This is a genomic window from Streptomonospora alba (assembly GCF_000826685.1).
Lineage (GTDB): Bacteria > Actinomycetota > Actinomycetes > Streptosporangiales > Streptosporangiaceae > Streptomonospora > Streptomonospora alba.
Map to the genome: position 1 here is coordinate 96,969 of NZ_JROO01000014.1, position 25,304 is coordinate 122,272.

The window sequence follows — 25,304 nt, forward strand, 5'->3', positions numbered from 1 at the left end:
GCGATCCGAAGCCGAGGAAAGGGACTGGACTATGACCGCTGGATCGGGCCTGCCCGAACAGTCCGAGATCGAGCTGTGGCTTCTGGGCCGCCTCGCGTTCTACCTGCAATGCTCCGAAGACGACATCGACCCCGGTGCGCCGCTGGCCGAAATGGGGATGGACTCCGTCTACGCGGTCACGCTCGCCGGCGACATCGAGGACGCCTACTCCCTCGAAGTCGACCCGACCCTGGCCTGGGACTACCCCACCGCGCGCGCCATCGCCGGGTTCCTGCACGGGAACCTGACCGCAGCCGCGGTCGAGGACGTCCGATGAGCGGCCGGGACCCGATCGCCGTCGTCGGAATGGACCTGCGGTTTCCCGGTGCCGAAGGCAAGGACGCCTTCTTCGACCTCCTGCTGTCCTCGGGAGACGGCATCGGCCCCGTCCCGGCCGACCGGTGGGACCCCGCCGAGTTCACCCGCGAACACGACGGCGCGGCCCGGATGAACACCGCCGACGGCGGATTCCTCGCCGACGTCTCCTCCTTCGACAACGCCTTCTTCGGCGTCTCGCCGGCCGAGGCCGCCCAACTCGACCCCCAGCAGCGCCAGCTGCTGCAGAGTACGTGGCGCGCCCTGGAGGACAGCGGACGCGACCCGGCCGCGATGGCGGGCTCGCGCACCGGCGTCTACGTCGGTGTGATGGGCAACGAATGGGCCCAGCTGCACCTGACCGACTACGCCAACATCACCGCTCAGGCGGCGTCGGGCAACGGCTACTACATGACCGCCAACCGGCTCTCCTACCAGTTCGACTTCACCGGCCCCAGCCAGGCGATCGACACCGCATGCTCCTCCTCGCTCGTGGCGCTGCACACCGCCTGCGGCGCGCTGCGGACAGGGGAGTGCGACACCGCGATCGCGGCGGGCGTGAACATCATCCTGGTCCCCACCTCGCACCTGTTCTACGCCCAGGCCGGCCTTTCCGCGCCGGACGGGCGCTGCAAGCCCTTCAGCGCAGACGCCGACGGCATCGGCCGCTCCGAGGGCGTGGCGGTGCTCGTACTGCGCCGCCTCGACGACGCCCTGGCCGAGGGCGCTCCCGTCTACGCCGTGGTGCGGGGCAGCGCAGTCAACCACGACGGCCGCAGCAACGGGCTGACGGCGCCCAACCGGTGGGCCCAGGAACGGGTACTGGCCGAGGCCTACCACAGAGCCGGCGTCGCCCCCGCCGAGGTGGACCTCGTCGAGGGGCACGGCACCGGCACCCTGCTCGGCGACATGATCGAGGTGCGCGCGCTGGGCACCCACTACGGCACCCGCGGACTCCCCAGCGCGTTCGGCTCGGTCAAGGGCAACGTCGGCCACTGCGAGGGCGCGGCCGGACTCGCCGGAGTGGCCAAGGCCGTGCTGGCGCTGAACCGCCGCGTCGCTCCGCCCAGCCGCTATTCCGAGTCCGAAAACCCCGAACTTGACCTGCACGCCGCTGGACTGCGCCTTCTGCGGGCACCCAGGCGGCTCGCCGACGGGGCGATCGCCGCGGTCAGCAGCTTCGGCCTGGGGGGCACCAACGCCCACGCGGTGTTGCAGGCGGCACCGGCCCCGCGCCGCGGCGGCCGCCGCGGCGCGGGGCCCGCCGACGGCTCCGTCGGCGTCTTCACCGCCTCGTCCGACTCCGCCGAAGGGCTGCGCCGCAATCTGGAGGGCCTGGCCGACTGGGTGTCGCGCAGCCGCGAGCATCCCGCCCGGCTCGCCTGGACCAGCAACCGCGTCAAGGCCGGGCTGCGCCACCGCTTCGCCGCGGTCGCTGACGACCGCGACATCCTGGCCGCCTCCCTGCGCGCCGCCGCCCGCGGCGAGCGGCCCACCGGGCGGCGCTCGGCCCGGGGCCCCCGCGTGGGGCTGCTGTTCCCCGGGCAGGGGGCGCAGTATCCCGCGATGACCCACCGGCTCTACCGGGCCTGTCCGCCCTACCGGGAGGCGCTCGACGAGGTCGACACGTGCCTGGAGCCCCACCTCGGCCGGTCCGTGCGGGCCGCGCTGGCAGAAGCCGACGAGGACGTGCACCACACCTCGTTGACCCAGCCGGCGCTGTTCGCCGTCGAGTACGCCATGGCCACCGTCCTCACCCGCACCGGAGTGCGCCCGGACTGGCTGATCGGCCACAGCGTCGGCGAGTACGCGGCCGCCTGCGTGGCCGAAGCGCTGAGCCTCGAAGACGCCTGCCGGCTGGTGGCCGCACGCGCCCGCCTCATCGGCTCCCTGCCCGAAGGCGGCGCCATGCTCAACGTCTCGGCGGGCCCCGACCTGCTGCGCGGCATCGCCGAGTCCGACCCGCGCGTCGACGTCGCCGCGATCAACGCGCCCCGCTCCGGAGTCCTCTCCGGCGACGCCGACGCCTTGCAGCGCCACGCCGCCGACCTGGCGGCCGCCGGCGTGGCCCACCGGTGGCTGAAGGTCTCGCACGCCTTCCACTCGGCGCGCATGGACCCGGTGCTGGAGGAGTTCGGCCGTATCGCCGACGAGGTCGCCCCCGCCCGGCCCGCGGTGCCGATCTACTCCACGCTGCTGGGGCGCCGGGTCGACGAGGACAAGCTCGACGGCGCCTACTGGCGCGACCAGATCCGCGGCACCGTCCGCTTCGCCGAAGCGGCCGAGGCCGCCCTGGCCGCCGCCCCCACGCACCTGGTCGAGGCCGGTCCCCGACCGGTGCTGACCGCCTTGTTCCAGCGCATCCGCCCCGGACTGGAGGCCAAGGCGCTCAGCCCGTGCCCCGGCCCCCGGGCCGACGGGAACGAACTCGCGGGGGCGCTGGCCGCCCTCTACAACGACGGCGCCGCTGTCGACCCCGAGCCGCTGTACGCGCCGGGCGGGCGCCGGACGGTGCGGCCGCACCCCTACGTCTTCGACACGTCGCGGCACTTCCCCGCCGCGGCCCGATACCGGCCGACCCTCGCCCCTCGGTCGCCGGGCGGCGGTTCCGGCGCGGCTGCGGCGGAACCCGCGACCGGTGCGGCCGAAGTGCCGGTGCCGAAGGCGTCGGGAACCGGCGCCGGGGCGGTGCGGGATGCGGCTCCCCACACCGACGAGATCGTGGAGCTGGTGGCCGAAGCCGGCGGATACGCCGCCGCCGAGGTCGACCGCGGAGCCCGGCTCTTCGAGGACCTGGGGTTCGACTCCATCGTGCTGGCGCGCGTCCTCAGCGAGGTCGAGCAGCGCTGGCCGCACCTGGCCCCGCTGCCGGTGGAGGACGTCCTGGCCAGCGCGACGAGCCTGAACACGCTCACCGACTACATGGCCCAGCGTCTCGGCGAGCCGCGGCGAAACGAGGAGGGCTGAGGTGGCCGCGACCGACTCCCCCTTCGCCGGGGCCCGCCGCGAGCCGCGGATCTGGGTGGGCAGCGTCTCCCGCCGCGAACTGCACACGATGATCGCCCGCGGCCGCACCGGCACCGTCGCGGCCCACACCCGCCTCGCCGACCTGGGGCTCGACAGCGCCGGAGTGCGGGAGCTGCTGGCAGACGTCGAGCGGCGCTGGCCGCACCTCGCTCCGCTGCCCCACCAGGCCGTCGCCGACCGCGCCGCCACGGTTTCCGAGCTCGTCGACTGCCTCGTCCGACTGGACTTCAGCACCCTCGACCTTTGGAGGACCGATACATGGCTGACGTGACCCCGCACGCCGCCGCGATCGCGGGCACCGGGGCCTCGCTGCCCGGGGAGCCGATCGACAACACCGCCCTGGGGGAGTTCCTCGGCGTCGCGCCGGAGTGGATCTCCCGGTTCGTCGGCACCGAGCAGCGCCACCTGGCCATGGACCTCAAGACCGGCGAGGTGTACCGGAGCCTGGCCGACATGGCCACCGACGCGGCGCTGGAGGCCCTGGACACGGCCGAGACGGCCCCCGGCGCCCTCGACTTCGTCGTAATGGGCACCGCCACCCCCGACGAGCTGATGCCGGCGACGGTCAACCACGTCGCCGACCGCCTCGGCGTCGAGCACATTCCCACCTACCAGGTCCAGTCGGGCTGCGCGGGTGCCGTGCAGGCGCTGAGCCTGGCCGAGCGCCTGCTGACGCTGCCCGGGCACACCACCGGCCTGGTGATCGGCGGCGAGACCTGCGTCAAGCACTGTGTCACCGGCCGTTCCCCCGGTGAGATCGGCTCCTCCGAGCTCGTCAACTACATGCTCTTCGGAGACGGTGCCGGCGCTGCTGTGCTCACCGGCCGCCCCGAGCCGGGTGACCTGCGCATACGCGCGATCCTCAACCAGTTCACCGGCGCGGGCAAACCGGCCGGTCAGACCGTGCGGTGGTTCGGCCAAGCCGACCGCGACTCCGGCGAACCCCCGTTCTCCGAGGATTACAAGGCCATCGAGGAGCGGGTACCCGAGATGGCCGCGGAGATCCTGTGGCAGTTGCTGGAGACCACCGGCTGGCGCCCCGAGGACGTCGGCCACGTCCTGCCCCCGCAGCTGTCGGGCCGGATGACGCCCCGGATCACCGAGCGCCTGGCCCTGCCCGCGGCCCGAGAGGTGAACTGCGTGCACCAGACGGGCAACAACGCCAACGCCCTGCCGTTCCTCCAGCTCGACCGGCTGATGCGCAAGGAGGACCCGGAGAGCATCGGCACGGTCGTGGGGATCGCGGTGGAGTCCAGCAAGTGGCTCAAGGCCGGGTTCGCACTGGAAAGGCAGGAGTGAGCACCGTGACCGCCACCGGTACCGAACGGGCCGCCGAACCCGCCGCCCCCGTCGAAAGGCTGCGTGCGCTGCACCGGGGCGGAGAGCTGGCGCGCTCCTTTCCCGCAGCGACCGATCTGCTGCGGCGGATCCCCATAGCCGAGCTGGACACCGTCGCCCGCCTCTTCGGCGGGCTCGACGCCGACGAGGTCGCCGAGCACCACCCCGCGACCCCGGCGGTGCGCGTCGACGTGTGCGCCAACGGGACCGCGGCGGAGCTGATCCCGCTGCTGGGCGCCCACCTCGCCCGCTCGGGGATGTCGATGCGGGCGCATTCGGCCCCCTACACCCGCGACCACACCCGCGTCCCCTGGTCGGAGCCGCCTGCCGAGGACGAGGGCCCTCGGCTGCGACTGCTCCTGCTCGACGCCCACGCCGTGGTCGAGGAGCTCGCCGTGCCCTGGGACGTAGCCGCGGTCGAGACCGCCCTCGGCGACCTGCTCGGGCGTATCGAGGCGCTCGCGGCCGCACAACGCGCGGCCGCGGGCTCCACGCTGGTGCTCAACACGCTCCCGCTGCCCGCGCGGTTGGTCGACCAGCTGGTGGACATCGGCTCCCGTACGCGGTTGGGCATCGCCTGGCGGGAGTTCAACACGGGGCTGCTGCGCATCGCCGAGGCCGAGCCGGGAACCGTCGCCGTCGACACCGCGCCCATCCTCGCCGAGACCGGACCGCTGTACGACGACCGGCTCGCCTGCTACGCCCGCGTGCACCTGGGCACGGAGTTCCTGTCCGGCTACGCGCGCGAGGTCGCCGCCACCGTGCGAGCGCTCAGCGGACGCGCCAGGAAGGCCCTCGCCCTGGACCTGGACGGCACCCTGTGGGGAGGCGTGCTCGGCGAGGACGGCCCCGAGGGCATCGAGGTCGCGGGCGGCTCGCGGGGCGTGGCCTACCAGGAGTTCCAGCGGGTCCTGGCCCAGCTGGGCGCCCAAGGCGTGCTGCTGACCGTGTGCAGCAGGAACGAGACGGAACCGGTCGAGCGGGCGCTGTCGGACCACCCCGAGATGGCCCTTCGGCGCGAGGACTTCGTCGCGCTGGCGGCCAACCGACGTCCCAAACCCGACAACGTCGCCGAGATCGCCCGCCTACTCGGTCTGGGCCGCGACGCCTTCGTCTTCGTCGACGACACCGCCACCGAGGCCGGTGCCATGCGCGACCTGCTGCCCGAGGTCGGCGTGGTGCACGTGGCCGGCGATCCCGCGCTGCACCCGAGGCGGCTGCTGGAAGAGGCGTGGTTCCGCACCCTGGAGACCACCGAAGAAGACCGGACGCGCCGGGAACGCTACCGCGGCGAGGCCCGCCGCGAGGAACTGCGCCAAGCCTCCGGGTCGACCGTCGACTACCTGCGCCACCTGGGGGTCGAGGTCGAGCTGCTGCGCCCCGCACCCGAGGCGGTTGCGCGGCTGGCCCAACTCACCCAGCGCACCAACCAGTTCAACCTCACCACCGAGCGGCTCGGCGCCGACGAGGTCCGCGACCGGCTCGCCGCCCCCGACCACTGGGTGGTGGCCGTGCGCTCGCGCGACCGCTTCGGCGAGCACGGCGTCGTCGGCGCCGTCTTCGCCCGCCGCGAGGAGGACCGGCTCACCGTCGACAACATGCTGCTCAGCTGCCGGGTGTTCGACCGCGGCATCGAGACCGCCTGCCTGAGGGCGCTGCTGGTGGAGGCGCGCGAGCAGGGATGCACCGAGGTCGTGGGCCGCTACCGGCCCAGCCCCCGCAACGGGCGCTTCGCCGCGCTCTACACCGACCACGGCTTCACCGAGCGGAACCCGGGCGGAACCGCGGACGGCGGCGCCGGCACCCGGGTGTTCGCCCACCGCCTGACCGCAGCCCAGGGGTGCGGACCCGACGCACTACCCGACCATCCCGACCACATCCGCCTGTTGAGCCCCTCCCGCGGCTGAAACCGGGGCGGGCCCACCCGGCCCCGGCGCTCGGACCGGGTGGGCCCCTCTCGCGGCCGCAGCCGGGGAGGCGACCGGGCCCGCGGCACAGGCCGAGGCCCCGCGCCGCGACAGAGCCGATCCCGCCCACGTCGAAAGGCACAGCACCGTGAACAGCAGAAACGAACTTCTCCGGATCATCGACACCGAACTAGCGCTTCCGCTGGCGCCGGAGCACCTCGACGTCGAGTTCGACCGCCTCGAAGGCTGGGACTCGGTGCACATGGTGCGGCTCATCTCGGCCGTGGAGCGCGCGACCGGCAGGCAGGTCGACGTCTCCGCGGCCCTGGAGAGCCGCAACCTCGCCGAGTTCCTCACCCTGGCCGCCGCCCTCGGCGAAACCGCCTGAGGTGGCCGCCGCCCTCGGCGCCCGCGTCACCGCACTCGAACCGCAGCGGCGCCACACCCTGCACTTCCTCGCGTTCGCCCGGCAGGCCAGCCCCGTCCACCTCGACACCGAGGTCGACATGCGCGCCGTGCTCGCCCATCGGGGCGGGAACGGCGCCGCCCTGCGCTACTCGGTGGTCAGCTACGTCATGCTCGCCGGAGCGCGTGCCCTCGCCCGCCACCCCGACGCCAACGCAGCCGTCACCGGGCGCCTGCGCCCGCGCGTCGCCCGCTACCCGGCCGTGGACGTCAAGCTGGCGCTGGACAAGCGGGTGGACGGCAGGCGGGTGGTGCTCACCGTGCCGATCCCCGGCGTCGATCGTCGGAGCCTGCCCGAACTGCAGGAGGCCGTGGACCGGCTGCGCGACACCGACGCCGCCGTCCTGCCCGAGGCGGACGGGGCGCGAACGCTGATGCGGCTGCCCTTCGCCCTCGGCGGCGCCGGATTCCGCCTGGCCCTGTCCCGGCTGCGCAACCGGCCCCGCTACATGGGCACCCTGGCCGTCTCCAGCCTCGGCCACCGTCCGGTCGACGGCTTCCATTCCTACGGCGGCACCGCGGTGACGCTCGGGGTGGGGCGCATCCGCGACCTGCCGCGCGCCGAGGCCGGCGCCGTGGCGATCGTGCCGACCATGCGCCTCAGCCTCACCTTCGACCACCGCGTGGTCGACGGGGCGACGGCGGCCGACGTCCTCGCCGACGTACGCGAGAACTTGGAGGACTGCCGTGGCATGGGATGACGCTCACCCCCCGGCCGACCCGGCTGCGCAGGACGACCCGCAGCGGCGCCTGGCCGAGCTGCGGGACTTCGCCCTGCTGCACGCCCGCGCCCAGGGCATCTCTCGGCGGGAGTGCCGTGATGTAGGGGCCGAAGCGGCCACCGAATCGGACTGGGTAGCCGGCTGGAGCGACCGCGCCCGCGCGCTGCGGCGGCGGGGCGACCCCCTGGGGGCCTGCCGCCGGTACGGCATGGCCCGGTTCCCCTACGTCGACGGCCCCGAGCGCGCCCGGGCGCTCGGCGAGTGCATCGCCTCCTTCGACGACTGGCGCTGCCGGCGCGGCATCGAGCGGTTGGAGGTCGAGGGAGCCGGCCGTCGCTTCGCCTGCTGGACCGCCGGACTGGGCGGGCGGCGCCCCCTCGTCGTCGTCCTCGGCGGAATCGTCAGCATCAAGGAGCAGTGGGCCCAGTTCATCCCCGCGGCGCGTCGGTTGGGTTACGCCGTGGCCGTGACCGAGATGCCCGGGGTGGGGGAGAACCCGCTGGACTACGGCCCCGGCAGCGAGGACGTGCTCACGGCCGTGCTCGACGCCTGCGCCCAGCGGATGGAGGTGCGCACCGCACACGTCGTCGGCATGAGCTTCGGCGGCCACCTGGCGCTGCGCTGCGCCTTGGGCGACGGACGCGTGCGAGGGCTGGTCACCGTCGGAGCGCCCGTCCGGGCGCCGTTCGAAGCCCTCGTCGATCGGCGAGGGCTTCCCGGGCTGACCGCGCGCACGCTCGCCCACGTCTGCGGCGCCGGCGACGACCGCCTCCCCGCCATCCTGGCGGGCATGGCGCTCGACGCCGACCGCCTCGCCCGCCTCGACCTGCCGCTCCACTACCTGGAGAGTCTGCGCGACGAGGTCATCCCGCGTTCCGACGTCGATCTCGTGCACCGGCACGTGCGCGGCCGACGCATCGTCAGCTGCGACGACGTGCACGGCTCGCCGGCCAACGTCAATCGCACGCGTGTGTGGATGTTCGGATCGCTGCTGGCGCTGCGCGGCGCCGGCACCCGGGCCCGCGCGCTGCACGCACTGTCGGGACTGCCCGTCCGCCCGGACGACGGCTCCGGACGGACCCGAACCGGGAGCACACGATGACCGAGAGGCGATCCGCGGCCATGCCGGAACCGGCCGCCGCGGTGGCAGAGCCCGCCGGAGTATCGCCGCGCCCGGCACACGGCGGCGCCTACCTCGGCCCCGAGGCCTACGAGGGCGGACTGCGGGTGGTCTGCTTCCACCACGCCGGCGGCGGCGCCTCGGGGTTTCGCGCCTGGCGCGGCGCTTTCGGCCCCGACGTCGCGGTCTGCCCCGTCCAGCTGCCGGGCCGGGAGAGCCGGCGCCGCGAGCGGCCCTTCACCGATATCGGCGCCCTCGTGGCCGAACTCGACCGTGAACTGGACGAGGTGCTGGAAGAACCGCACCTGCTCTTCGGCCACAGCATGGGGGCGCTGGTGGCCTACCGGCTCGCGCTGCGCCGTATGCGCCGCGGCGCCCGACCGGCCCTGGGGCTGGCGGCGGCCTGCTACCCCGCGCCGAGGCGGGCGGCCTCGGGCGGCATCGGTACCTGGGCCCTGGCCGACGACGAGACGCTGGCCGGCCTCCTCGCCGACGCGGGCGGTGTCCCCGCCGAGCTGCTCCGGCACCGTTCCCTGCTGCGCGCGCTACTCGGCGCGGTGCGCGCCGACCTTGGGGTGTGCACCACCCACCGGGCGCAGGACGCGGGGACGCTGGACATCCCCGTGCACGTGTTCGGAGGGCGCGGCGACAGGATCGTGGCTCCGGAAGCGCTGGCCGGATGGGCGCAGTGCACGGCGGACCGCTTCACCCTGCGGATGCTGGAGGGTGGCCACTTCTTCCCGGTCCGCACCCCGGGAGAGCTGCTCGCAGAGCTGGGGCCGGTGGTCGCCGCGGCACGCGCCCGGTCCTGACGGCGAGCCCCGGCGGTGAGCCCTGACGGCGCCGGAGCGTGGGCTCCGACGCCGCCGGCGCGCTGGGAAGAGGCCGCGTACCGTCCGGCGCCGCCGTTGTGTCAGCGGCGGCGCCGGACCGCGGCGGTCACCACGAGACCGGGAGTTCGCGCAGACTGTGCACCATCATCCCGCGGGTCATCTCCAGCTCGTCCGCCTCGGCGTCGAGTGCGAGCCCGGGGAAGCGGCGAAAGAGCGTGCTCAGCGAGATCTGCAGCTCGGCCCGCGCGAGGGCGGCCCCGATGCAGTAGTGCACGCCGTGGCCGAAGGCGATGTGCTGCTGGTCGGGCCGGTCGATGTCGAAGGAGTGGGGGTCGTCGAAACGCCGGTGGTCGTGGTTGGCCCCGGGGACCGAGGCGACGACGGCCGCCCCCGCGGGGATCGTGGTACCGGCGACCTCGACATCCTCCAGGGTGACCCGCAGCGGCCCGCCGTCGCCGATCGGGTTGACCCGCAGGATCTCCTCGACGATGTCGTCGATGCGCTCGGGCGACTCCTTCAGAGTCCGGACGGCGCCGGGGTGCAGCAGGAGGCTGAGGGCCCCGCTGCCGATGACCGTGGCCGTGGTCTCGTGCCCGGCGACCAGCAGCGTCATCCCCATCATCATGAGTTCGTGCTCGGAGAGCCGCTCCTCTTCCTCGGCCCGCACCAATGCGCTGATCAGGTCGTCCCCGGTACCGTCGGCGCGTTTGGCCGCGATGAGCTCCTGGAAATAGCCGGCCAGGCTGGCCATGTCGTGCAGCGCCTCGTCCTCGGTGTGCGAGGTGAGCGAGACGATGCCCTCGGACCACTTCTGGAACTTGTCGTGGTCGGCGAAGGGTACGCCCAGCAGTTCGCAGATGACCCGCACCGGCAGCGGGAACGCCAGGGATCCGATCAACTCGGCGGGCGGGCCCTGCTTCTCCATCGCGTCGAGGAGTTCGTCGGTGATGCGCTGGATGTGGGTGCGCAGGCCGTTGATGCGCCGGGCGGTGAACTCCTTGGCCACCAGGCGGCGCAGGCGCGTGTGCTCGGGGGGATCCATGGTGAACAGCCCGCCGCTGACCGGGCGCGCCGACGTGAGCCGGGGCGCGTCCGGCTCGGCCGTGGCGGCGCGGCTGAACCTCGGGTCGGCCAGCACGGAGTAGACGTCGTCGAACCGGCTGACCACCCAGCCCTCGTCGCCGCTGGGGAAGGCCGCGCGGGCGACCGGCTCCTTCTCGCGCAGGTGCCGGTAGATCGGAGGGATCTCGGTGACGGAGTACCGCGTGAAGGGGTAGGGGTGCGGTTTCTGCTCGTGTTCCATGCTGCCCTCCGAGTCAGGCGTGGACGGATCGGTGCTTGTGCTGGCGCTGGATCCGGAAGTAGATCCGGCGGAAGACGGCGTCGCGCAGTGCCGTCACCCGCTCGGCCGTGCGGTACAGGCGCTGGCGCAGCAGCACCAGGGCCGGATTGCCCAGCGTGAACGCCTTCTCTTGGCGCAGCTGGAGCGAGCGGGTGGTGCGTACCTCGGCTTCGCGGTCGCGCTGGAACGCGGCCGTGGCGTGGTCCGCGGCCTCGCGGGCGTCGGCCCCCCGCAGGGCCCGGGCGAGCCGCGGAGCGAGATCGACGGCGTCGACGATCGCGTGGTTGACGCCCTGGCCGAGGATCGGGGAGAAGGTGTGCGCCGCGTCGCCGACCACCGCGAACCCGGGGCGCTGCCACGTGGGCACGACGGTGGTGAAGATGTCGAGCACGCTGGTGGCCGACCACGAGTCGACCTCGGAGCGCACGATCGACTTCAACTCGGGCGCGAGCTCGTCGAGCCGTTCGTGCAGCCCGCCGATACCGCTGCGCCGGATCTCCTTCAGCCCGCCCTTGGGGATGTTGAAACCGACGCGCACCATGTCCGGGTAGGTCGGCAGGAACACGCCGTTGCGGTCGCCCCGCAGCCGGATCCGGTAGGTGCTGCGCTCCCACTCGTCGGGAAAGGGGGTCTTCAGCCAGACCACGTCGCGGTCCTGAGGGATCGTGCGGAAGTCGAGGCCGGCCATCGCGCGCAGCTTGCTGTAGCGGCCGTCGGCGGCCACGGTGAGCGTCGCGTCGATTTCGACCTCTGAATCCGGGCCCGTGGCCTGGACGCCGCTGACACGGTCGCCGGAATAGCGCAGGCCGGTCACGCGTGTGCGAGGCAGGAACGTGAAGGACTCGTGCTGTCGGGCCTCGCCCAGCATGGTCTCCAGCAGATTGTGTTGGGGGATCTCCAGCGGGTAGCGCTGGGGGTAGTCGAAGTCGCCGAAGTCGACGTTGAGAACGCGGCGCCCTCCGTCGTCGATCTCCATCCGGCGCACCTGCAGATATCCGCGATCGCGGGCCTGCTCGAGAACGCCCATTTCATTCAGCAGGTAGGCGCAGTCCGGCGAGATGGTTTCACCGCGGAACGAACGGTTGAAATGGCCGCTCTGCTCGACGACGGCCACGCGTATGCCGCTGCGGGCCAGCAGCAGGGCGAGTGAAAGACCTCCCGGGCCGCCGCCCACCACGCACACCTGAGTCGACACCGTCATCGTCATAGGGACCGGCCCTTTCGCAGCGAATGTCTGGTACCCGATGCTAGGAACGGCGCCTTGGGGCCCCCTTGCCCCACCCCTTGTGTCCGCCTTGCGGGGACCTTGCGGCGGAAGCGGCGGCCGTGTCACGGAGCGGGCCGGCCATGCGGCGAGGCCGGCTCATTCCCCCGCGAGAATCTTCTGCTGCATACCTTGCAACCGCTGCCCCGGGTCCAGTCCCAATTCATCTCGAAGCAACGATTGCGTGCGATGGTAAACGTCCAGCGCTTCGACCTGGCGTTCGGCCTTGTACAGCGCGAGCATGAGCTGGTATTGGAAGGTTTCGTGGAAGGGGTGCTCCTCGGACAGGGCGCGGAGCTCGCCGATGATCCTGCTGTAGCGGCCCAGCCGCATCTCCGCCTCGTTGCGAAGTTCGATCAGCGACAGGCGCGATTCGCGGATCCGGTTCTCCATACCCGAGAGGATGGGGCCGCGCGGAGCGTCGGAGAACGCGTCGTCCCGCCACACGGCCAGTGCGCCGTCGAACTGCCGGAGCGCCTCGCGGTAGGCCCCCTCCTCGAATTCAGCGCTGCCGGCGCGGTACATCCGCAGGAACTCATGGAAGTCGATGCTCTGCTGCCCGACCTTCAGCAGGTAGCCGGGATGGCGGGTCTCCAGTGGAAGGCCCCGGCCGCACAGCCGGTTCAATTCCTTGCGGAGTTGCGATACGTATACGTAGAGAGAGGAATGTGCGCTCTTGGGAGGTTCTTCGCCCCAGAGTTCGGTGACGAGCTGGTCGGTGCTCACCACCCTTCCGGGCAGGGCGAGAAGCGTAGCGAGAAGCGTCTTGATTTTGGCTGCCGAGGGGGTGTATGTTTCCCCGTCTGCATCGACCTGCACGTTCCCGAGTATCTTGAACCGCACTGAGCACTCCCGTCGGGTTGTGGGTTGCCATCCTCAGCCGCGACTGCACGGAGACCCGTCGTCGGCAGCATCGGCCATCCGGGTTAAGTGATTATTAATTCCGTGTTTCAGGCGGCATGGAAACGACCGCCCGACAAAAACAATTACATATTCGAACCGCGCGGGTACAGAGCGTGACGGTGCGTTGCTCGACTTAAGGATATTGTTTGGCGGGGGCCAAGACAAACCCCCGAATCCAGCTCTAGTATTCATTTGGCCGGTCTTAAGCACGGGAAACGGCCCGCAGCGGCGCCGGTGTTCACCGCATCTTTATTCAGTTTTTTCAGGGAGAGCGAATGAAAAATGAAACCCCTTCGCGTTCTTCGGTCGCACCGGCGGCGCGGCGCACGACCGCGGCGCGCGTGCTGATGGGGGTGGCGAGTGCGAGTGCCCTGGCGGCAGCGGCAGCGGCGGTGCCGGCCGTCTTCGAGGCGGGAGGCGACCGGCTGATGGCCGAGACCTGGCGCCTCTACGGCTTCCTCGTCTTCGCCGCCCTGTTCGCGCTGCTGGCATGGCGCCCGCTGCACTACCGGTGGGTGTGGGAGATCGTGATCGCCAACAAGGCGCTGCTGGCCCTGACGGCGACCGCGTTCGCCGCCGGGGCACTCGGCCCGGGCGAGGTCGCCGGGGCCGCCGCCGCAGCGATCGCCGACAGCGTCCTGGCCGTGGTCGCCGCCACCGCCTACGTCCTCTGCCGCGGCTGGCGGGCCGGTCCCCGCGGCACGGCCCCGGTCGGCGCACCGCCGGTCTGAGGCCGCCCGGCGCCGCGCCGGGCGGCCTCAGACCCTGTGCGGGAGCGGCGGCGGTGGGGGAGCGGTGCGCTGCACAGACGCAGGAAGGGCGCTACGATCGCCGCGCGGGAGCCCGGCGCCGCGCCGCGCCGCGCGCTCAACCGCGCACATCCGCCGCCGAGACCCCACGCTGATTCCATGACCACTGACTCCGCAGACGCTCCCTGGCGGGGGATCGCCCGCCCCGCCGACCGCCGCTCCGAGGTCGGACCGATCGAGCTCTTCTTCGACCTGGTCTACGTCTTCGCCATCATCCAGCTCTCGCACGTGCTCGTGGCCCATCTGAGCTGGCAGGGCTTCGCCGAGACCGCCGTCGTCTTCGCCGCCGTGTGGTGGGGGTGGAACTACACCGCGTGGGCGATGAACTGGCTGAACCCCTCCAACACCCGCGTCCAGCTACTCAACGCCGTGCTCATGCTGGCCGCGCTGGGCATGGCCGTGGCCATCCCCGGCGCCTTCGGCGACTCCGGTCTGCTGTTCGCCGGCTGCTTCGTCTTCATGGGGATCCTGCGGCCGGTCTTCATGATCGTCGGGTTCACGGGGCGCCGGCTCGCGTCGAACTACACCGCCCTGCTGGCCTTCTCCGCGCTGGCCGGCGCCGCCTGGATCGCCGGCGCACTTCTGCCGCCGGACGTACGGCTGTGGGTGTGGCTGCTGGCGGTCGCCATCGACTACGCGGGCCCGCTGGTCAACTTCCGCATCCCCGGTGTGGTCAGCGCGCCGATGGAGCGCTGGGACACCGATCCCGACCACCTCGCCGAGCGCAATCGGCTCGTGTTCATCATCGCCCTGGGCGAGTCGATTCTGATGATGGGCGGTGCCCTGGCCGACGAAGGGGTGCTGGAGGCGGGCAACCTGATCAGCCTGCTGCTGGGCTTCGCCGGGCTGACCGTGCTGTGGTGGAACTACTTCGCGCTGGCCGGGCACGAGGTCACCGGCCGCCACGGCGGGACGGGAGCGCTGCGCTTCGCCTTCGCCTATGCGCACGCGCTGATGGTCCTGGGCGCCATCGTGGTCGCGGTCTCCATGGAGCTGCGGCTCACCCACGACCACCTCACGCCCTCCCTTGTGCTCGTGGCGGTGGGCGGGCCGCTGATCTACCTGGCGGGCAACCTGCTGTTCCTGCGCTCGCGCTTCGGCCGGATGGCCCGCTCCCGCTTCGTCGCCGCCGCTTTGCTGGTCGTCATCGGCGCTGCCGGGATCATCTTCTACGAGGACCTGCCCGTCACGGCGGTCACCCTGCCGGTGCTGCTTGTGATGGCCTCCCTGGCGGTCCTCACGGCCCGCTCCCGCGCGGCGGGAGGCGGTGCGCCCTCGCATTGAAGCCGAAGCGGTCCCGGGACCGCGCGGCCGCGCGCCGTTAGCGGCGGGAGCGCTCAGCGCGAGGCCGCGGCCGGAAACCGTCCGCGGGCGCCCCGGTGGGACTCCGCCGGTGCGCCCGCGGATTCACGCCGACCGGCCGGCGACCAGCTCCAGCAGTCGGGTGACGGTGTTCCAGTTGCGCACGGTGGCCGGGGCGGGCACGTGGCGCTCCAGCAGCGGGGTGAGCTTGGCGCGGCCCAGGCCGTCGGGGAAGTACATGTAGAGCTCACGTTCGCCCGGCACCAGCTCCTCGGGAGCGTAGCGGGCCGGGTCGAGACCGGCGAGGCGTTCGCGGTCGACGGGGGCGTTGAGGAAGGCCACCGCGCACTTGGCCGGGTCGCGCACCGGGAACGGGAGGCCGTCGACGACCCGTCGCAGGTCCGCGGCGCTGCGCACCACCACCGCGACCGTGACGCCCAGTTCGTCGCGAAGCGCGTCCTCGATCGCGGCGCCGAGCGCGGAGGCGTCGGTTCCCCGGGCGGTGAACGCGGCATTGCCGCTCTGCAGCAGCGTCGCCGTGTCGGTGCAGCCCAGGCCGCTCAGCAGCGCACGCAGGTCGGCCATGCGGACCTTGTTGCGACCGCCCACGTTGATGCCCCGCAGCAGTGCCGCGTATCCGGTCATCGGCTGCTTCCCCTCACGGGTTTCGCGCACCGCCGGCCGGCGGTGCGCGACGGCAGCTTACCGGGCGAAACCGGCGAGAGGAGGCCGCCTCGGTGCGGCCGTCGGACCAGGTCCGTGCGCCCGTCGAGGCGGCTGTGTGTCCCGGGCGGGCGGCGTGGTGCCGGGGGTCGGCGCATGGCCGGGGGCACTGCGGCCGGGGGCACGGGGAGTCCCGCAGGAGTGGGACGGGCGATCGGGGCGCCCGGCACGGCGGTGGCGGCGAGAATGCGGGCAGGGCCCAGGCGCCGGGCCGCGACCGCGGCGGAGGACGAATCGTAGGCGGTCGCGCCCGTGCGCGGGCGTTTCGGAGACGGCCTCGGGGCCGGAGCACGCGCGCTCCGGAGTGCCGGTATCTGTAATCTACGTTGTAAAGGCGCTGGTGTGAAACGTCGCCATCCTCTCGCCGCGGCTCCGCTCAGGCGACCCGGTAGGGCTCCGCATCCGCCTCCCGCAGTTCCACGCCGTGGCCGGGCCGCTGCGGATCCAGGGGCAGCGATCCCGATTGCGGTGCGTCGGCGCCGTCGAAGAACCGGCGCTCGATGCGCACGTGGTCGTGGAACCACTCGACGTGGCGCAGCCGCGGCGCCGCCGCCGCGACATGCCGGTGCAGGTAGGGGGCGCAGTGAGCGGAGTTGTCCAGGCCGTGGGCCGCCGCCACGGCGCACACGCGCAAGAACTCCAGCACCCCGCCGCAGCGGGTGACGTCGATCTGCGGGCAGTCCACCGCCCCGGCGGCGCACATGTGCTCGAAGTAGGCCACGGTGCAGCCGTACTCGCCGGCCGTCACGTCCATCGGGACCCCCTCGCGCACCCGGCGCAGCCCGCTCAGGTCCTCGGAGGAGACCGGCTCCTCCAGCCACCTCACTCCGGCCGCGTCCAGACCGCGCGCCACCCGCATCGCCTGCTTGGCGGAATAGGCGCCGTTGGCGTCGACGAACAGCTCCGCCTCCGCCCCGACCACAGCGCGGGCCAGCTCCACGCGCTCCAGGTCGCGCCGCTCGCGCGTGCCCCACGACTCGCCGATCTTGATCTTGACGCGGCCGAAGCCCTCCTCATGCACCCACCCCTGCAGCTGGCGCCGCAGCTGCGCATCGTCGTAGGAGGTCAGGCCGCCGCTGCCGTACAGCGGCACCTCATCGCGCATCGCCCCCAGCAGCCGGTACAGCGGCAGCCCCAGCAGGCGCGCCTTCAGGTCCCACAGCGCCGTCTCCACGGCCGAGATCGCATAGCCGACCGCGCCGGGCCGTCCGGCGTTGCGTACCGCCCGCACCATGGCCTCCAGCGCGGCGGACACATCCAGTACGGGGCGGCCCGACACCGCAGGAGCGAGCTGGTCGCGCACGACGGCGGCGCACGCCGGCGGGCCGTAGGTCCAGCCGATCCCCTCGTCGCCGCCGCCTGCGACCCGCACCACCACGATCGTGGTCGCGTCCCAGGAGAGGGTGCCGTCGGCGGAGTGCCGGTCGGTGGGCACGGTGTAGGCGGCCGCATGCACCCCCGTGATCTCCGGGTCTGCGTAGCCCATCGCCTGTCACACGCCTCCGCCGGTGCCGCCCGCCCCGGTGGCGAAGGTGCCCGAGCGGCCCGCCTCCATCGCCTGCTCGCGGATCCGCGCGGTGTCGTAGGCAGGCGCCCGCCTCCGCTCGGTCGTGCGCGCCGCGCCCTCCTCGGGGTGGCGGCGGGGGCCGCCGCCGCGTTGGGCCATGTCCAGCGCCTGGGCGAGGTGCAGGGCCTCGCGTCCGACGCCGGCGTGCTCGATCTGCGTCCGGCAGCTGAACCCGTCGGCCAGTACCACCGCCTCGGGGTCGGCGTCGCGCACCGCGGGCAGCAGCCCGTCCTCCGCGCAGGCCATGGAAACGGCGTAATGGCCGTCCTCGAAACCGAAGTTGCCGGCCAGCCCGCAGCAGCCGGCGTCGAGCACCTGCGCCTGGGCACCGGCCCGCTCCAGCAGGCGCCGGTCGGCGGAGAAGCCCATGATCGCGTGGTGGTGGCAGTGCGGCTGGGCCAGCGCCGCCCGTTCGATGCGCGGCGGTTCCCAGTCGGGCGCGTGTGAGTCGAGGAATTCGGCCAGGGTGAACGTCTGCTCGCGCAGCCGCGCCACATCCTCGTCGTGCGGGAACATCTCGGGGACGTCGGCGCGGAAGACGGCTGTGCAGGAGGGCTCCAGCCCGACCACGGGCACCCCCGCCCGTACGTTCTCGCGCAGCGCCGCGAACGTGCGGGCGATCACCCGCCGCGCCGTGTCCAGCTGCCCGGTGCTGATCCAGGTCAGCCCGCAGCACAGGGTGCGCTGCGGCATCCGTACCTCGAAGCCGGCGCTCTCCAGCACCCGCACCGCCGCCGCACCCACCTCGGGCTGGAAGTTGTCGGTGAAGGTGTCGGGCCACAGCACGACGGGGCCGCGTGTGCTCGACGCGGTGCGCCCGGCGCGTCGGCTGCGCCTGCGGAAGGCGTCGCGCAGCCGCACCGGCGCGAACGCGGGGATGGGGCGGTCCTCGGCGATGCCGCCGAGGCGTTTGGCCAGTCGCTGCACGCCGGGCGCGGCGCTGAGCGCGTTGGCCGGGCCGGGGGCGACCGAGGCCAGCCGCGCCCACAGCGGCAGCCACCCCATCGAGTAATGGGATCCCGGCCGCACGCGCCCGGAGTAGTGGTGGGACAGGAACTCCGCCTTGTAGGTGGCCATGTCCACGTTGACCGGGCAGTCGCTCTTGCAGCCCTTGCACGCCAGGCACAGGTCCAAGGCGTCGTCGACCTCGGGGGAGCGCCATCCGTCGCTGATCACGTCGCCGCGCAGCATGTCGTTGAGGATGCGGGCGCGTCCGCGGGTGGAGTGCGCCTCCTCGCGGGTGACCCGGTAACTGGGGCACATGACCCCGCCGCTGTCGCTGCGGCAGGAGCCCACCCCTACGCACCGCAGCGTGGCGCGGTGGAAGTCGCCGTCGTCCTCGGGATAGCCGAAGGCGGTCTGCGGGTGCGCGGGGGAGTAGGAGGCGCCCAGCCGCAGATGCTCGTCGAGGCGCTCGGGCTCCTGCCCGCCGGGACGGATCAGCTTGCCGGGGTTCATCCGCTCCTGGGGATCGAAGATCCGCTTCAGCTCGGCGAAGGCCGGCATCAGCTCGCGGCCGAACTGCCGCGGCCACAGCTCGCCGCGCGCCTGCCCGTCGCCGTGCTCGCCGGAGAAGGACCCGCCGTAGCCGGCGGCCAGGTCGGCGGCACGCTCGACGAAACTCCGGTAGTCGGCGATTCCCCGGGCGGTGGTCAACTCGAAGGGGATGCGTGTGTGCAGGCAACCGTGGCCGAAGTGGCCGTAGAACGCCGAGCGCCGCGCGTAGCCGAACTGCTCCATCAGCGCGTGCAGGTCCCGCAGATAGTCGCCGAAGCGCTCCGGCGGTACCGCCGAGTCCTCCCAGCCGGGCCAGGTGTCCCCCTCGCCCGGCACTCGCGCCGTAGCGCCCAGCCCCGCCTCGCGCACCGTCCACATCGCCGCCGCGGATTCGGCGTCCTCATAGACCTCCACCAACGGTGCGTCGTCGCCGTCGGAAAGAGCCCACTCGAACTCCCGCGCCCGCTGGAGCGACTCCTCGCCGGTCTCGCCGCCGAACTGCACCATCAGCCAGCCGGCGCCCTCCGGCAGCTTGCTCAGCGCCTGGCGGTTGCGCTTCTCGCGCTCCTGGAAACCGACGAGTTTGTCGTCGAGCCCTTCCAGCGCCATCGGCTCGAACTCCAGGATGCGCGGCACCGCGTCGGCCGCGGCGAAGACGTCGTGGAACGCGCACATCACCAGGGTGCGCGCCGGCGGCTCGGGGCACAGCCGCAATCGGGCGCGCAGCACCGTGGCCAGGGTGCCCTCGGAGCCGACGAGGGCACGCGCGGGGTCGAAGCCGTTCTCGGGCAGCAGTGCGTCCAGGCTGTAGCCCGTTACCCGGCGGGGGATGTCGGGGAAGCGGCGCCGCACCGTCTGCTCGTAGCGCTGGACCAGCTCGCGCAGCTCCCCGTAGATCTCGGCGCGCCGGCCGCCCTCGGCCCGGATGCGCGCGTACTCCTCGTCGTCGGTGGGGCCCACCCACATCCGGCAGCCGTCGTAGGTGAGGATCTCCAGGCTCACGACGTTGTCGGAGGTCTTTCCGTACGCCTGGGCGGTGGAGCCGCAGGAGTCGTTGCCGATCATGCCGCCGAGTGTGCAGCGGTCGTGCGTGGAGGGCTGCGGTCCGAAGATCACCCCGCCTGCCTCGCGCGTACGCGCGTTGAGCTCGTCGAGCACGATCCCGGGTTCGACGGTGGCCGTGCGCTGCTCCAGGTCGATCTCCAGCACCCGGTTGCAGTGTTTGGACCAGTCGATGACCACCGCCGTGTTGCAGCACTGCCCGGCCAGGCTGGTGCCGCCGCCGCGGGAGAGCAGCGGCGCGCCGTGTTCGCGGCAGACGGCCACCGCCTCCGCGCCCGCCTCCACGGTGCGCGGGATGACCGCCCCGATGGGGATCCGGCGGTAGTTGGAGGCGTCGGTGGCGTAGATCGACCGAGTGCCGTCGTCGAAGCGGACCTCGCCGTCGACCCGGTCGAGAAGGTCCCTGCGCAGGGCTTCGACGTCGACGGACTCGGCGGCGTCCGAATCGGAGGTTCGGGTCGTCTGGGTGTCGTGCGCGGTCACCGGGTCCCCTTTCCGCAGAGCCGCCGCGGGCGGGCACCGCGGCGGCTACGGGCGGCGGCCCGGACTCCTGCGGGCGCGCCGCCGGACATGCTCGGACGACGGAAGCCGGCGCGGCACTGCCCGGGGCGGCGAGCCGACCGGCACGGCGCGGTCGCAGACTCCCACGAACGCGGCTGACCGCACCGCATCGCGGCAAACCCGCCGATGGGGAGAGCGGTAAGGCGGGATAATTTAATCTACGTTGTAAAGGTAGCCGTTCGAGTCACTCTCAACCGCAGCCAGACGCCCTTACAACGGCGTCGGCGCCGCGGGGGAGGAAGGACCCGCGGCGATCGGAGCGGGCGTCGTGCGAAAGGGGCGCAGACCGTTGCCGCAGAGTCTTGTCATAGGGGGTCGCTAGCGTAAGGATTGTCGATATCACCAGCGCAGACACCGCGCGGCGCCCGGGCGCAAGCGGTGGTCGCGTCTCGGTCTCACAGAGGAGACTCCCATGAGCGATCTCGCCGCCAGACCTCAGGAATCCGCCTCCGCGGACGCCGCCGCGACGGGCGACATCGAGCAGCGGCTGGAGGCCTACCGCCCCGAACTCACGGGGTACTGCTATCGGATGCTGGGTTCGGCCTTCGAGGCCGAGGACGCCGTCCAGGAGGCCATGGTGCGTGCGTGGCGCAGCATCGACCGCTTCGAGGGGCGCTCCTCGCTGCGGTCGTGGCTGTACCGCATCGCCACCAACACCTGCCTGGACGCCCTCAACGGCCGTTCGCGGCGCGCCCGGCCCGTGGACATGGGTCCGGCCCAGGGCACCGACGCCGTGCTTGGGCCCGCCTACGCCGACAGCGCCTGGGTCGAGCCCTTCCCCGACGCCCGGGCCCTGCCCGCTCTCGACGACCCCGCCGAGCAGGCCGCGTTGCGCGACACCGTGCGGCTGGCCTTCGTCGCCGCTCTGCAGCACCTCGCCCCTCGCCAGCGGGCGGTGCTGATCCTGCGCGAGGTGCTGGCCTGGCACGCCCAGGAGGTCGCCGACCTGCTCGACACCACCGTCGCCTCGGTCAACAGCGCCCTGCAGCGCGCCCGCGCCACCATGGCCGCGGCGGGCGACACCCGGGCCACCGACCCGCTGCGGCCCGACGACAGCGTCCAGCGCGACCTGCTGGACCGCTATGTCGAGGCATTCGAGAACTACGACATGGAGGCGCTCGCCTCGCTGCTCCGCGAGGACGCCGCGATGTCCATGCCGCCCTACGCGCTGTGGCTCCAGGGGACCGAGGCGATCGCCGCCTGGATGACCGGCCCCGGCCACGGATGCCGCGGATCCAAGCTGGTGCCCGTCGTCGCCAACGGCACCGCCGCCTTCGGCCAGTACCGCCCCAGCGGTCCCGGCGGTGCTTTCGAGCCCTGGTCCCTGCAGGTCATCGAGACCGTGGGCGACAGCATCGTCGGCGTCACCAACTACCTCGACACCGAGCGGATGTTCCCGCTGTTCGGGCTGCCTACCGACCCGGGGCCGCGGAGCGCCTGAGGACCGCGGCCGGCGCCGGGCGGCACGGCCGGACTGCGGCAGGCGATGAATCGGGCGGGCCGGGCCGGTCTACCCCGGTAGTGCCGCACACAGTCAGGAGACCGCACATGTCCGAGCCCGTCAGCACCTCCGCAGGCGCCCGGCCCGCCACCGGATCCGCCCGTCCGCGCCGCGCCGTCCACATCGCGCTGTGGGTCCTGCAGGTCCTCACCGGCCTGTTCTTCGTCGTCGCCAGCGCCCTGCCCAAACTCACCGCCTCCCCCCATGCCGTCGAGATCTTCGAACGCATGGGGGCGGGCCCGGGGCTGATGTACACCATCGGTGTCCTCGAACTCGCCGGAGGGATCGCGCTGATGGTGCCGATTCTGGCCGGGCTGGCCGGGGTGTGCTTCGTGGGACTGATGATCGGCGCCTTCGTCGTCCAGGCCGCCTTCCTCGGCGGCGAGAACCTGGCCACCCCGGTGATCCTCGGCGCCATCGCCGCAGCGATCGCCTGGGGGAGGCGCCGCAGTCTGGGCGACCTCGCTCGGCTGGCGCGGGTGCGGCGCGGCTGAACCGCCCGCCCGTCGGCCGGACCGGTGCCGGAACGGCTGTGCGCAGGGGAGACGCACAGGCGGGCGCTGCCGGCCGGGCCGATCACGTCGGCCCGGCCGGCGCCGCCTCCTGCGTGACACACGACACACCGCACACAGCCATGACCGGTGCTACTATGGATGCAGGGTTGCAGCAGTCTTGATTTCGCATGATCCACGTACGATCGCCCAGCGGAGTTTTTGACCGGCGGGCATTTTTCATTCCAGAGAAAGGTTCGCGGCACCCGCAGACACCGCAGAGTGCGGGTCTGAATCGATCTCGGGAATGGAGAGATCAGTCATGGCACAGGGAACTGTGAAGTGGTTCAACAGCGAAAAGGGCTTCGGCTTCATCCAGCAGGACGCTGGCGGCCCGGACGTGTTCGTCCACTACAGCAACATCGCGGGCTCCGGCTTCCGCAACCTTGAGGAGAACCAGCGCGTCGAGTTCGACGTCACGCAGAGCCCCAAGGGTCCGCAGGCCGAGAACGTCCAGGGCGTCTAAGACCCCTGGTCGCATAGCACGCGGGCGGGGCCCACCGGATCACCGGTGGGCCCCGTTTTCTGTATGCGCGCCTCCTGCCCCCCACGGCCGGCTCCGCCGGGCGACGTGGCGCGGCGCACCGCCGCGATGGGGTCGTATTGGTTAGCATGCCCGATATGACCTCGCCCCTTGAGCTGCACACCGAGCGGTTGACCATCCGGGACTGGACGCCCGACGACGCCGAGGCCGCCCTGCGGATCTACGGCGCCGAGGAAGTCGCGCGCTGGCTGACGCCGGAGATGCGCACCGTCCGCGACGTCGAGGCGATGCGCGCGGTGCTGCACGCCTGGGTTGAGGCCCAGCCCAACTTCGCGCCGCCCGCCGGGCGCTGGGCGGTCGTGGACCGGCGCGACGGCGACCTGATCGGCGGGCTGTCGCTGCGCCTGCTGCCTCCTTTCGAGGAGGATTTCGAGCTGAACTGGCAGCTCCGTCCCGACGCCTGGGGCAACGGATACGCCACCGAGGCGAGCAGCGCCATCGTCGGCTGGGCCTTCGAGGAGGGCATCGAGGAGCTGTTCGCGGTGGCCCGGCCCAGGAACACCCGCGCCATCGCCACCGCGCGCCGCCTGGGGATGGAATGGGTCGGTGAGACCGAGAAGTACTACAACCTGCGCCTGCAGGTCTTTCGGATGCGCCCTTCCGACACCGCCGTGCAGACGCGCTGAGGCGCACCACACCGGCGGGACCCCCGCACGAAGGAGGCCCCGTGCCCGCCCCCGAACACGACCTGGGCCGCATGCTCGCCGGCCTGGAGCCCCGGCTGCGGCCCGGCACCTACGTCTTCGCCCGCACCGACGCGGTGCCCGAGGGCCTGAGGCCGGCGGTCACGGTCGCCGAGGACGAGGGCCTGACCGTGGTCTGCACCCGCGAACAGGCTGAGGCCGCCGGGTTGGAGTCCGGCTTCACCGCCGCCTGGATCACACTGCGGGTGCACTCGGCGCTGGAGGCGGTGGGGCTCACCGCGGCGGTGTCGGCCGCCCTGGCCGAGGCGGGCCTGGCGTGCAACGTCGTCGCCGGGTACCACCACGACCACCTGTTCGTCTCCGCCGGGGAGGGGGAGCGGGCCGTGGCGCTGCTGCGCCGGCTCTCCGCAGACGCCGGTGCGGCCGCCGACTGAGGCGCCGACCGCTCACTCCTGTGGCGGCTCCGGCTGCTGTGGGCCGATCAGGCGCTGGTACAGCGGCGCGAGCAGCTCGGCCAGCCCCTCCTGCGGAGCCTCAGCCGCGTACTCCCCGCCGGCATCCGGCGGCTCGGTGATCGCCACCGCCGGGGGAGCGCCGTCCAGCCGGGGCGGAGCCGGCAGCCGCGGCGCGCGCCAGAAGCCGGCGGCATCGTCCGGCGGATCGGGCTCGGCGACGCCGGGGGCCGGGGGCTCGGCCAGCGCAGCCGCCGGGTCGGCGGGCGCCGCCGGAGTCCGAGCACGGCGCCGCAGGTCGGCCAGAAGCTCCCCGCGCGGCCTGCCCAGCCACTCCACCAGCAGCAGCGGATCCGACGCCAGCGCTTCGGCCAGTACGTACAGCGCCGCCGCCGCGTGCTTGCACGGGTGCCCCCAGTCCGGACACGAGCAGCTCAGCACCAGATCGCCGAGACCGCCGGGCAGCAGCCGCAGCCCCACGACCTCGAACACCCGCTCCAGCTCCGGCGGGAAACCGCCCGCCAGCAGCGCCGCGCGGAACACCGGCTGGGAGCCCAGCGCGCGGACGAGCGTCGCCCACTCCTCACCGCCCGGTACCGGCGTGATGACGCTGACCCGGTAGGCCCCCGAGCGCGAGCCCTCCACCCGCGCGGTGGCCTCTCCCGGCTCCACCTTCACCCGCGACACGGCGCCCTGGTCGGCATAGACACGGCCGCGGCGGACGCGGGCGGTGTCGCCGTCGCGTTCCAGCACATCCCGCAGCCGCTGCGCGACCCACCCGGCGTGCGGCCGCGCCCCCGGTGCCGCGCCCGCCCC

General features: G+C 72.8%; 23 protein-coding genes. 16 read left to right on the forward strand and 7 right to left on the reverse strand.

What is annotated here, in order from left to right; all coding sequences use genetic code 11:
- The first annotated feature begins 31 nt into the window (after nucleotides 1–31).
- The 9 genes from LP52_RS08740 (at nucleotide 32) to LP52_RS08780 (ending at nucleotide 9,745) form a co-directional block, all read left to right on the forward strand.
- Nucleotides 32–316 carry an acyl carrier protein gene (locus tag LP52_RS08740; protein ID WP_040272302.1) on the forward strand — a complete coding sequence of 95 codons (285 nt, stop codon included), beginning with the start codon at nucleotides 32–34 and terminating at the stop codon, nucleotides 314–316.
- Nucleotides 313–3,321, forward strand: a complete 3,009-nt coding sequence (locus LP52_RS08745; RefSeq protein WP_040272304.1) for a type I polyketide synthase — start codon at nucleotides 313–315, stop codon at nucleotides 3,319–3,321. The genes LP52_RS08740 and LP52_RS08745 overlap by 4 nt, the downstream gene beginning before the upstream one ends.
- Before the next feature lies 1 nt (nucleotide 3,322).
- Entirely contained in the window at nucleotides 3,323–3,652 is a 330-nt protein-coding gene (locus LP52_RS08750; RefSeq protein ID WP_040272305.1) for a hypothetical protein, read from the forward strand.
- Nucleotides 3,640–4,680 carry a 3-oxoacyl-ACP synthase III family protein gene (locus LP52_RS08755; RefSeq protein WP_040272307.1) on the forward strand — a complete coding sequence of 347 codons (1,041 nt, stop codon included), beginning with the start codon at nucleotides 3,640–3,642 and terminating at the stop codon, nucleotides 4,678–4,680. Before LP52_RS08750 ends, LP52_RS08755 begins: the two co-directional genes overlap by 13 nt.
- A 5-nt stretch (nucleotides 4,681–4,685) precedes the next feature.
- The gene (locus tag LP52_RS08760) at nucleotides 4,686–6,626 is read left to right on the forward strand and encodes an HAD-IIIC family phosphatase (protein ID WP_157036271.1); all 1,941 of its coding nucleotides are present in this window, start codon (nucleotides 4,686–4,688) and stop codon (nucleotides 6,624–6,626) included.
- 148 nt (nucleotides 6,627–6,774) lie between these two features.
- Nucleotides 6,775–7,014 (forward strand): acyl carrier protein, encoded by a 240-nt coding sequence (locus LP52_RS08765; RefSeq protein WP_040272310.1) that lies wholly within the window; start codon nucleotides 6,775–6,777, stop codon nucleotides 7,012–7,014.
- A gap of 1 nt (nucleotide 7,015) precedes the next feature.
- Nucleotides 7,016–7,792 (forward strand): 2-oxo acid dehydrogenase subunit E2, encoded by a 777-nt coding sequence (locus LP52_RS08770; protein ID WP_040272311.1) that lies wholly within the window; start codon nucleotides 7,016–7,018, stop codon nucleotides 7,790–7,792.
- Nucleotides 7,779–8,915 (forward strand): alpha/beta fold hydrolase, encoded by a 1,137-nt coding sequence (locus LP52_RS08775; protein WP_052809614.1) that lies wholly within the window; start codon nucleotides 7,779–7,781, stop codon nucleotides 8,913–8,915. The genes LP52_RS08770 and LP52_RS08775 overlap by 14 nt, the downstream gene beginning before the upstream one ends.
- Entirely contained in the window at nucleotides 8,912–9,745 is an 834-nt protein-coding gene (locus LP52_RS08780; RefSeq protein WP_052809615.1) for a thioesterase II family protein, read from the forward strand. The genes LP52_RS08775 and LP52_RS08780 overlap by 4 nt, the downstream gene beginning before the upstream one ends.
- A 127-nt stretch (nucleotides 9,746–9,872) precedes the next feature.
- On the opposite strand, the gene LP52_RS08785 is transcribed toward LP52_RS08780, so the two are convergent.
- The 3 genes from LP52_RS08785 to LP52_RS08795 all read right to left on the reverse strand — a co-directional run bounded on the left by LP52_RS08785 (nucleotide 9,873) and on the right by LP52_RS08795 (nucleotide 13,191).
- Nucleotides 9,873–11,069 carry a cytochrome P450 gene (locus tag LP52_RS08785; RefSeq protein ID WP_040272312.1) on the reverse strand — a complete coding sequence of 399 codons (1,197 nt, stop codon included), beginning with the start codon at nucleotides 11,067–11,069 and terminating at the stop codon, nucleotides 9,873–9,875.
- Nucleotides 11,070–11,082: 13 nt separating this feature from the next.
- Complete coding sequence (locus LP52_RS08790; RefSeq protein WP_084723031.1) at nucleotides 11,083–12,315, reverse strand: FAD-dependent oxidoreductase; 1,233 nt, start codon at nucleotides 12,313–12,315, stop codon at nucleotides 11,083–11,085.
- A 156-nt stretch (nucleotides 12,316–12,471) separates the two neighbouring features.
- Nucleotides 12,472–13,191 carry an AfsR/SARP family transcriptional regulator gene (locus LP52_RS08795; protein ID WP_169775356.1) on the reverse strand — a complete coding sequence of 240 codons (720 nt, stop codon included), beginning with the start codon at nucleotides 13,189–13,191 and terminating at the stop codon, nucleotides 12,472–12,474.
- 359 nt (nucleotides 13,192–13,550) lie between these two features.
- On the opposite strand from LP52_RS08795, the gene LP52_RS08800 reads away from it, so the two are divergent.
- Both LP52_RS08800 and LP52_RS08805 read left to right on the forward strand, forming a co-directional pair.
- The gene (locus tag LP52_RS08800; protein WP_157036272.1) at nucleotides 13,551–14,006 is read left to right on the forward strand and encodes a hypothetical protein; all 456 of its coding nucleotides are present in this window, start codon (nucleotides 13,551–13,553) and stop codon (nucleotides 14,004–14,006) included.
- A gap of 177 nt (nucleotides 14,007–14,183) precedes the next feature.
- The gene (locus LP52_RS08805) at nucleotides 14,184–15,368 is read left to right on the forward strand and encodes a low temperature requirement protein A (RefSeq protein ID WP_040272314.1); all 1,185 of its coding nucleotides are present in this window, start codon (nucleotides 14,184–14,186) and stop codon (nucleotides 15,366–15,368) included.
- 123 nt (nucleotides 15,369–15,491) lie between these two features.
- On the opposite strand, the gene LP52_RS08810 is transcribed toward LP52_RS08805, so the two are convergent.
- From LP52_RS08810 to LP52_RS08820, 3 genes are all read right to left on the reverse strand, one after another.
- Nucleotides 15,492–16,031 (reverse strand): DUF1697 domain-containing protein, encoded by a 540-nt coding sequence (locus tag LP52_RS08810; protein ID WP_040272315.1) that lies wholly within the window; start codon nucleotides 16,029–16,031, stop codon nucleotides 15,492–15,494.
- A gap of 454 nt (nucleotides 16,032–16,485) precedes the next feature.
- Nucleotides 16,486–17,595, reverse strand: coding sequence for an enolase C-terminal domain-like protein (locus tag LP52_RS08815; RefSeq protein WP_040272316.1), 1,110 nt, complete (start codon nucleotides 17,593–17,595; stop codon nucleotides 16,486–16,488).
- Between the two features lie 6 nt (nucleotides 17,596–17,601).
- A complete protein-coding gene (locus LP52_RS08820; protein ID WP_052809618.1) occupies nucleotides 17,602–20,718 on the reverse strand; it encodes an FAD-binding and (Fe-S)-binding domain-containing protein in 3,117 nt (1,038 codons plus the stop codon).
- 490 nt (nucleotides 20,719–21,208) lie between these two features.
- Between LP52_RS08820 and LP52_RS08825 the strand changes: the two genes are divergently transcribed.
- From LP52_RS08825 to LP52_RS08845, 5 genes are all read left to right on the forward strand, one after another.
- The gene (locus LP52_RS08825; RefSeq protein ID WP_040272317.1) at nucleotides 21,209–22,237 is read left to right on the forward strand and encodes a sigma-70 family RNA polymerase sigma factor; all 1,029 of its coding nucleotides are present in this window, start codon (nucleotides 21,209–21,211) and stop codon (nucleotides 22,235–22,237) included.
- Between the two features lie 107 nt (nucleotides 22,238–22,344).
- Nucleotides 22,345–22,791 (forward strand): DoxX family protein, encoded by a 447-nt coding sequence (locus LP52_RS08830; protein ID WP_052809619.1) that lies wholly within the window; start codon nucleotides 22,345–22,347, stop codon nucleotides 22,789–22,791.
- 319 nt (nucleotides 22,792–23,110) lie between these two features.
- Complete coding sequence (locus tag LP52_RS08835) at nucleotides 23,111–23,314, forward strand: cold-shock protein (RefSeq protein WP_040272319.1); 204 nt, start codon at nucleotides 23,111–23,113, stop codon at nucleotides 23,312–23,314.
- 155 nt (nucleotides 23,315–23,469) lie between these two features.
- Nucleotides 23,470–24,018 carry a GNAT family N-acetyltransferase gene (locus LP52_RS08840; protein ID WP_040272320.1) on the forward strand — a complete coding sequence of 183 codons (549 nt, stop codon included), beginning with the start codon at nucleotides 23,470–23,472 and terminating at the stop codon, nucleotides 24,016–24,018.
- Between the two features lie 41 nt (nucleotides 24,019–24,059).
- On the forward strand, nucleotides 24,060–24,470 hold the full coding sequence (locus LP52_RS08845) for an ACT domain-containing protein (RefSeq protein ID WP_157036273.1): 411 nt from the start codon (nucleotides 24,060–24,062) through the stop codon (nucleotides 24,468–24,470).
- Nucleotides 24,471–24,482: 12 nt separating this feature from the next.
- On the opposite strand, the gene LP52_RS08850 is transcribed toward LP52_RS08845, so the two are convergent.
- A complete protein-coding gene (locus LP52_RS08850) occupies nucleotides 24,483–25,241 on the reverse strand; it encodes an SWIM zinc finger family protein (protein ID WP_169775357.1) in 759 nt (252 codons plus the stop codon).
- Between the last annotated feature and the right edge of the window lie 63 nt (nucleotides 25,242–25,304).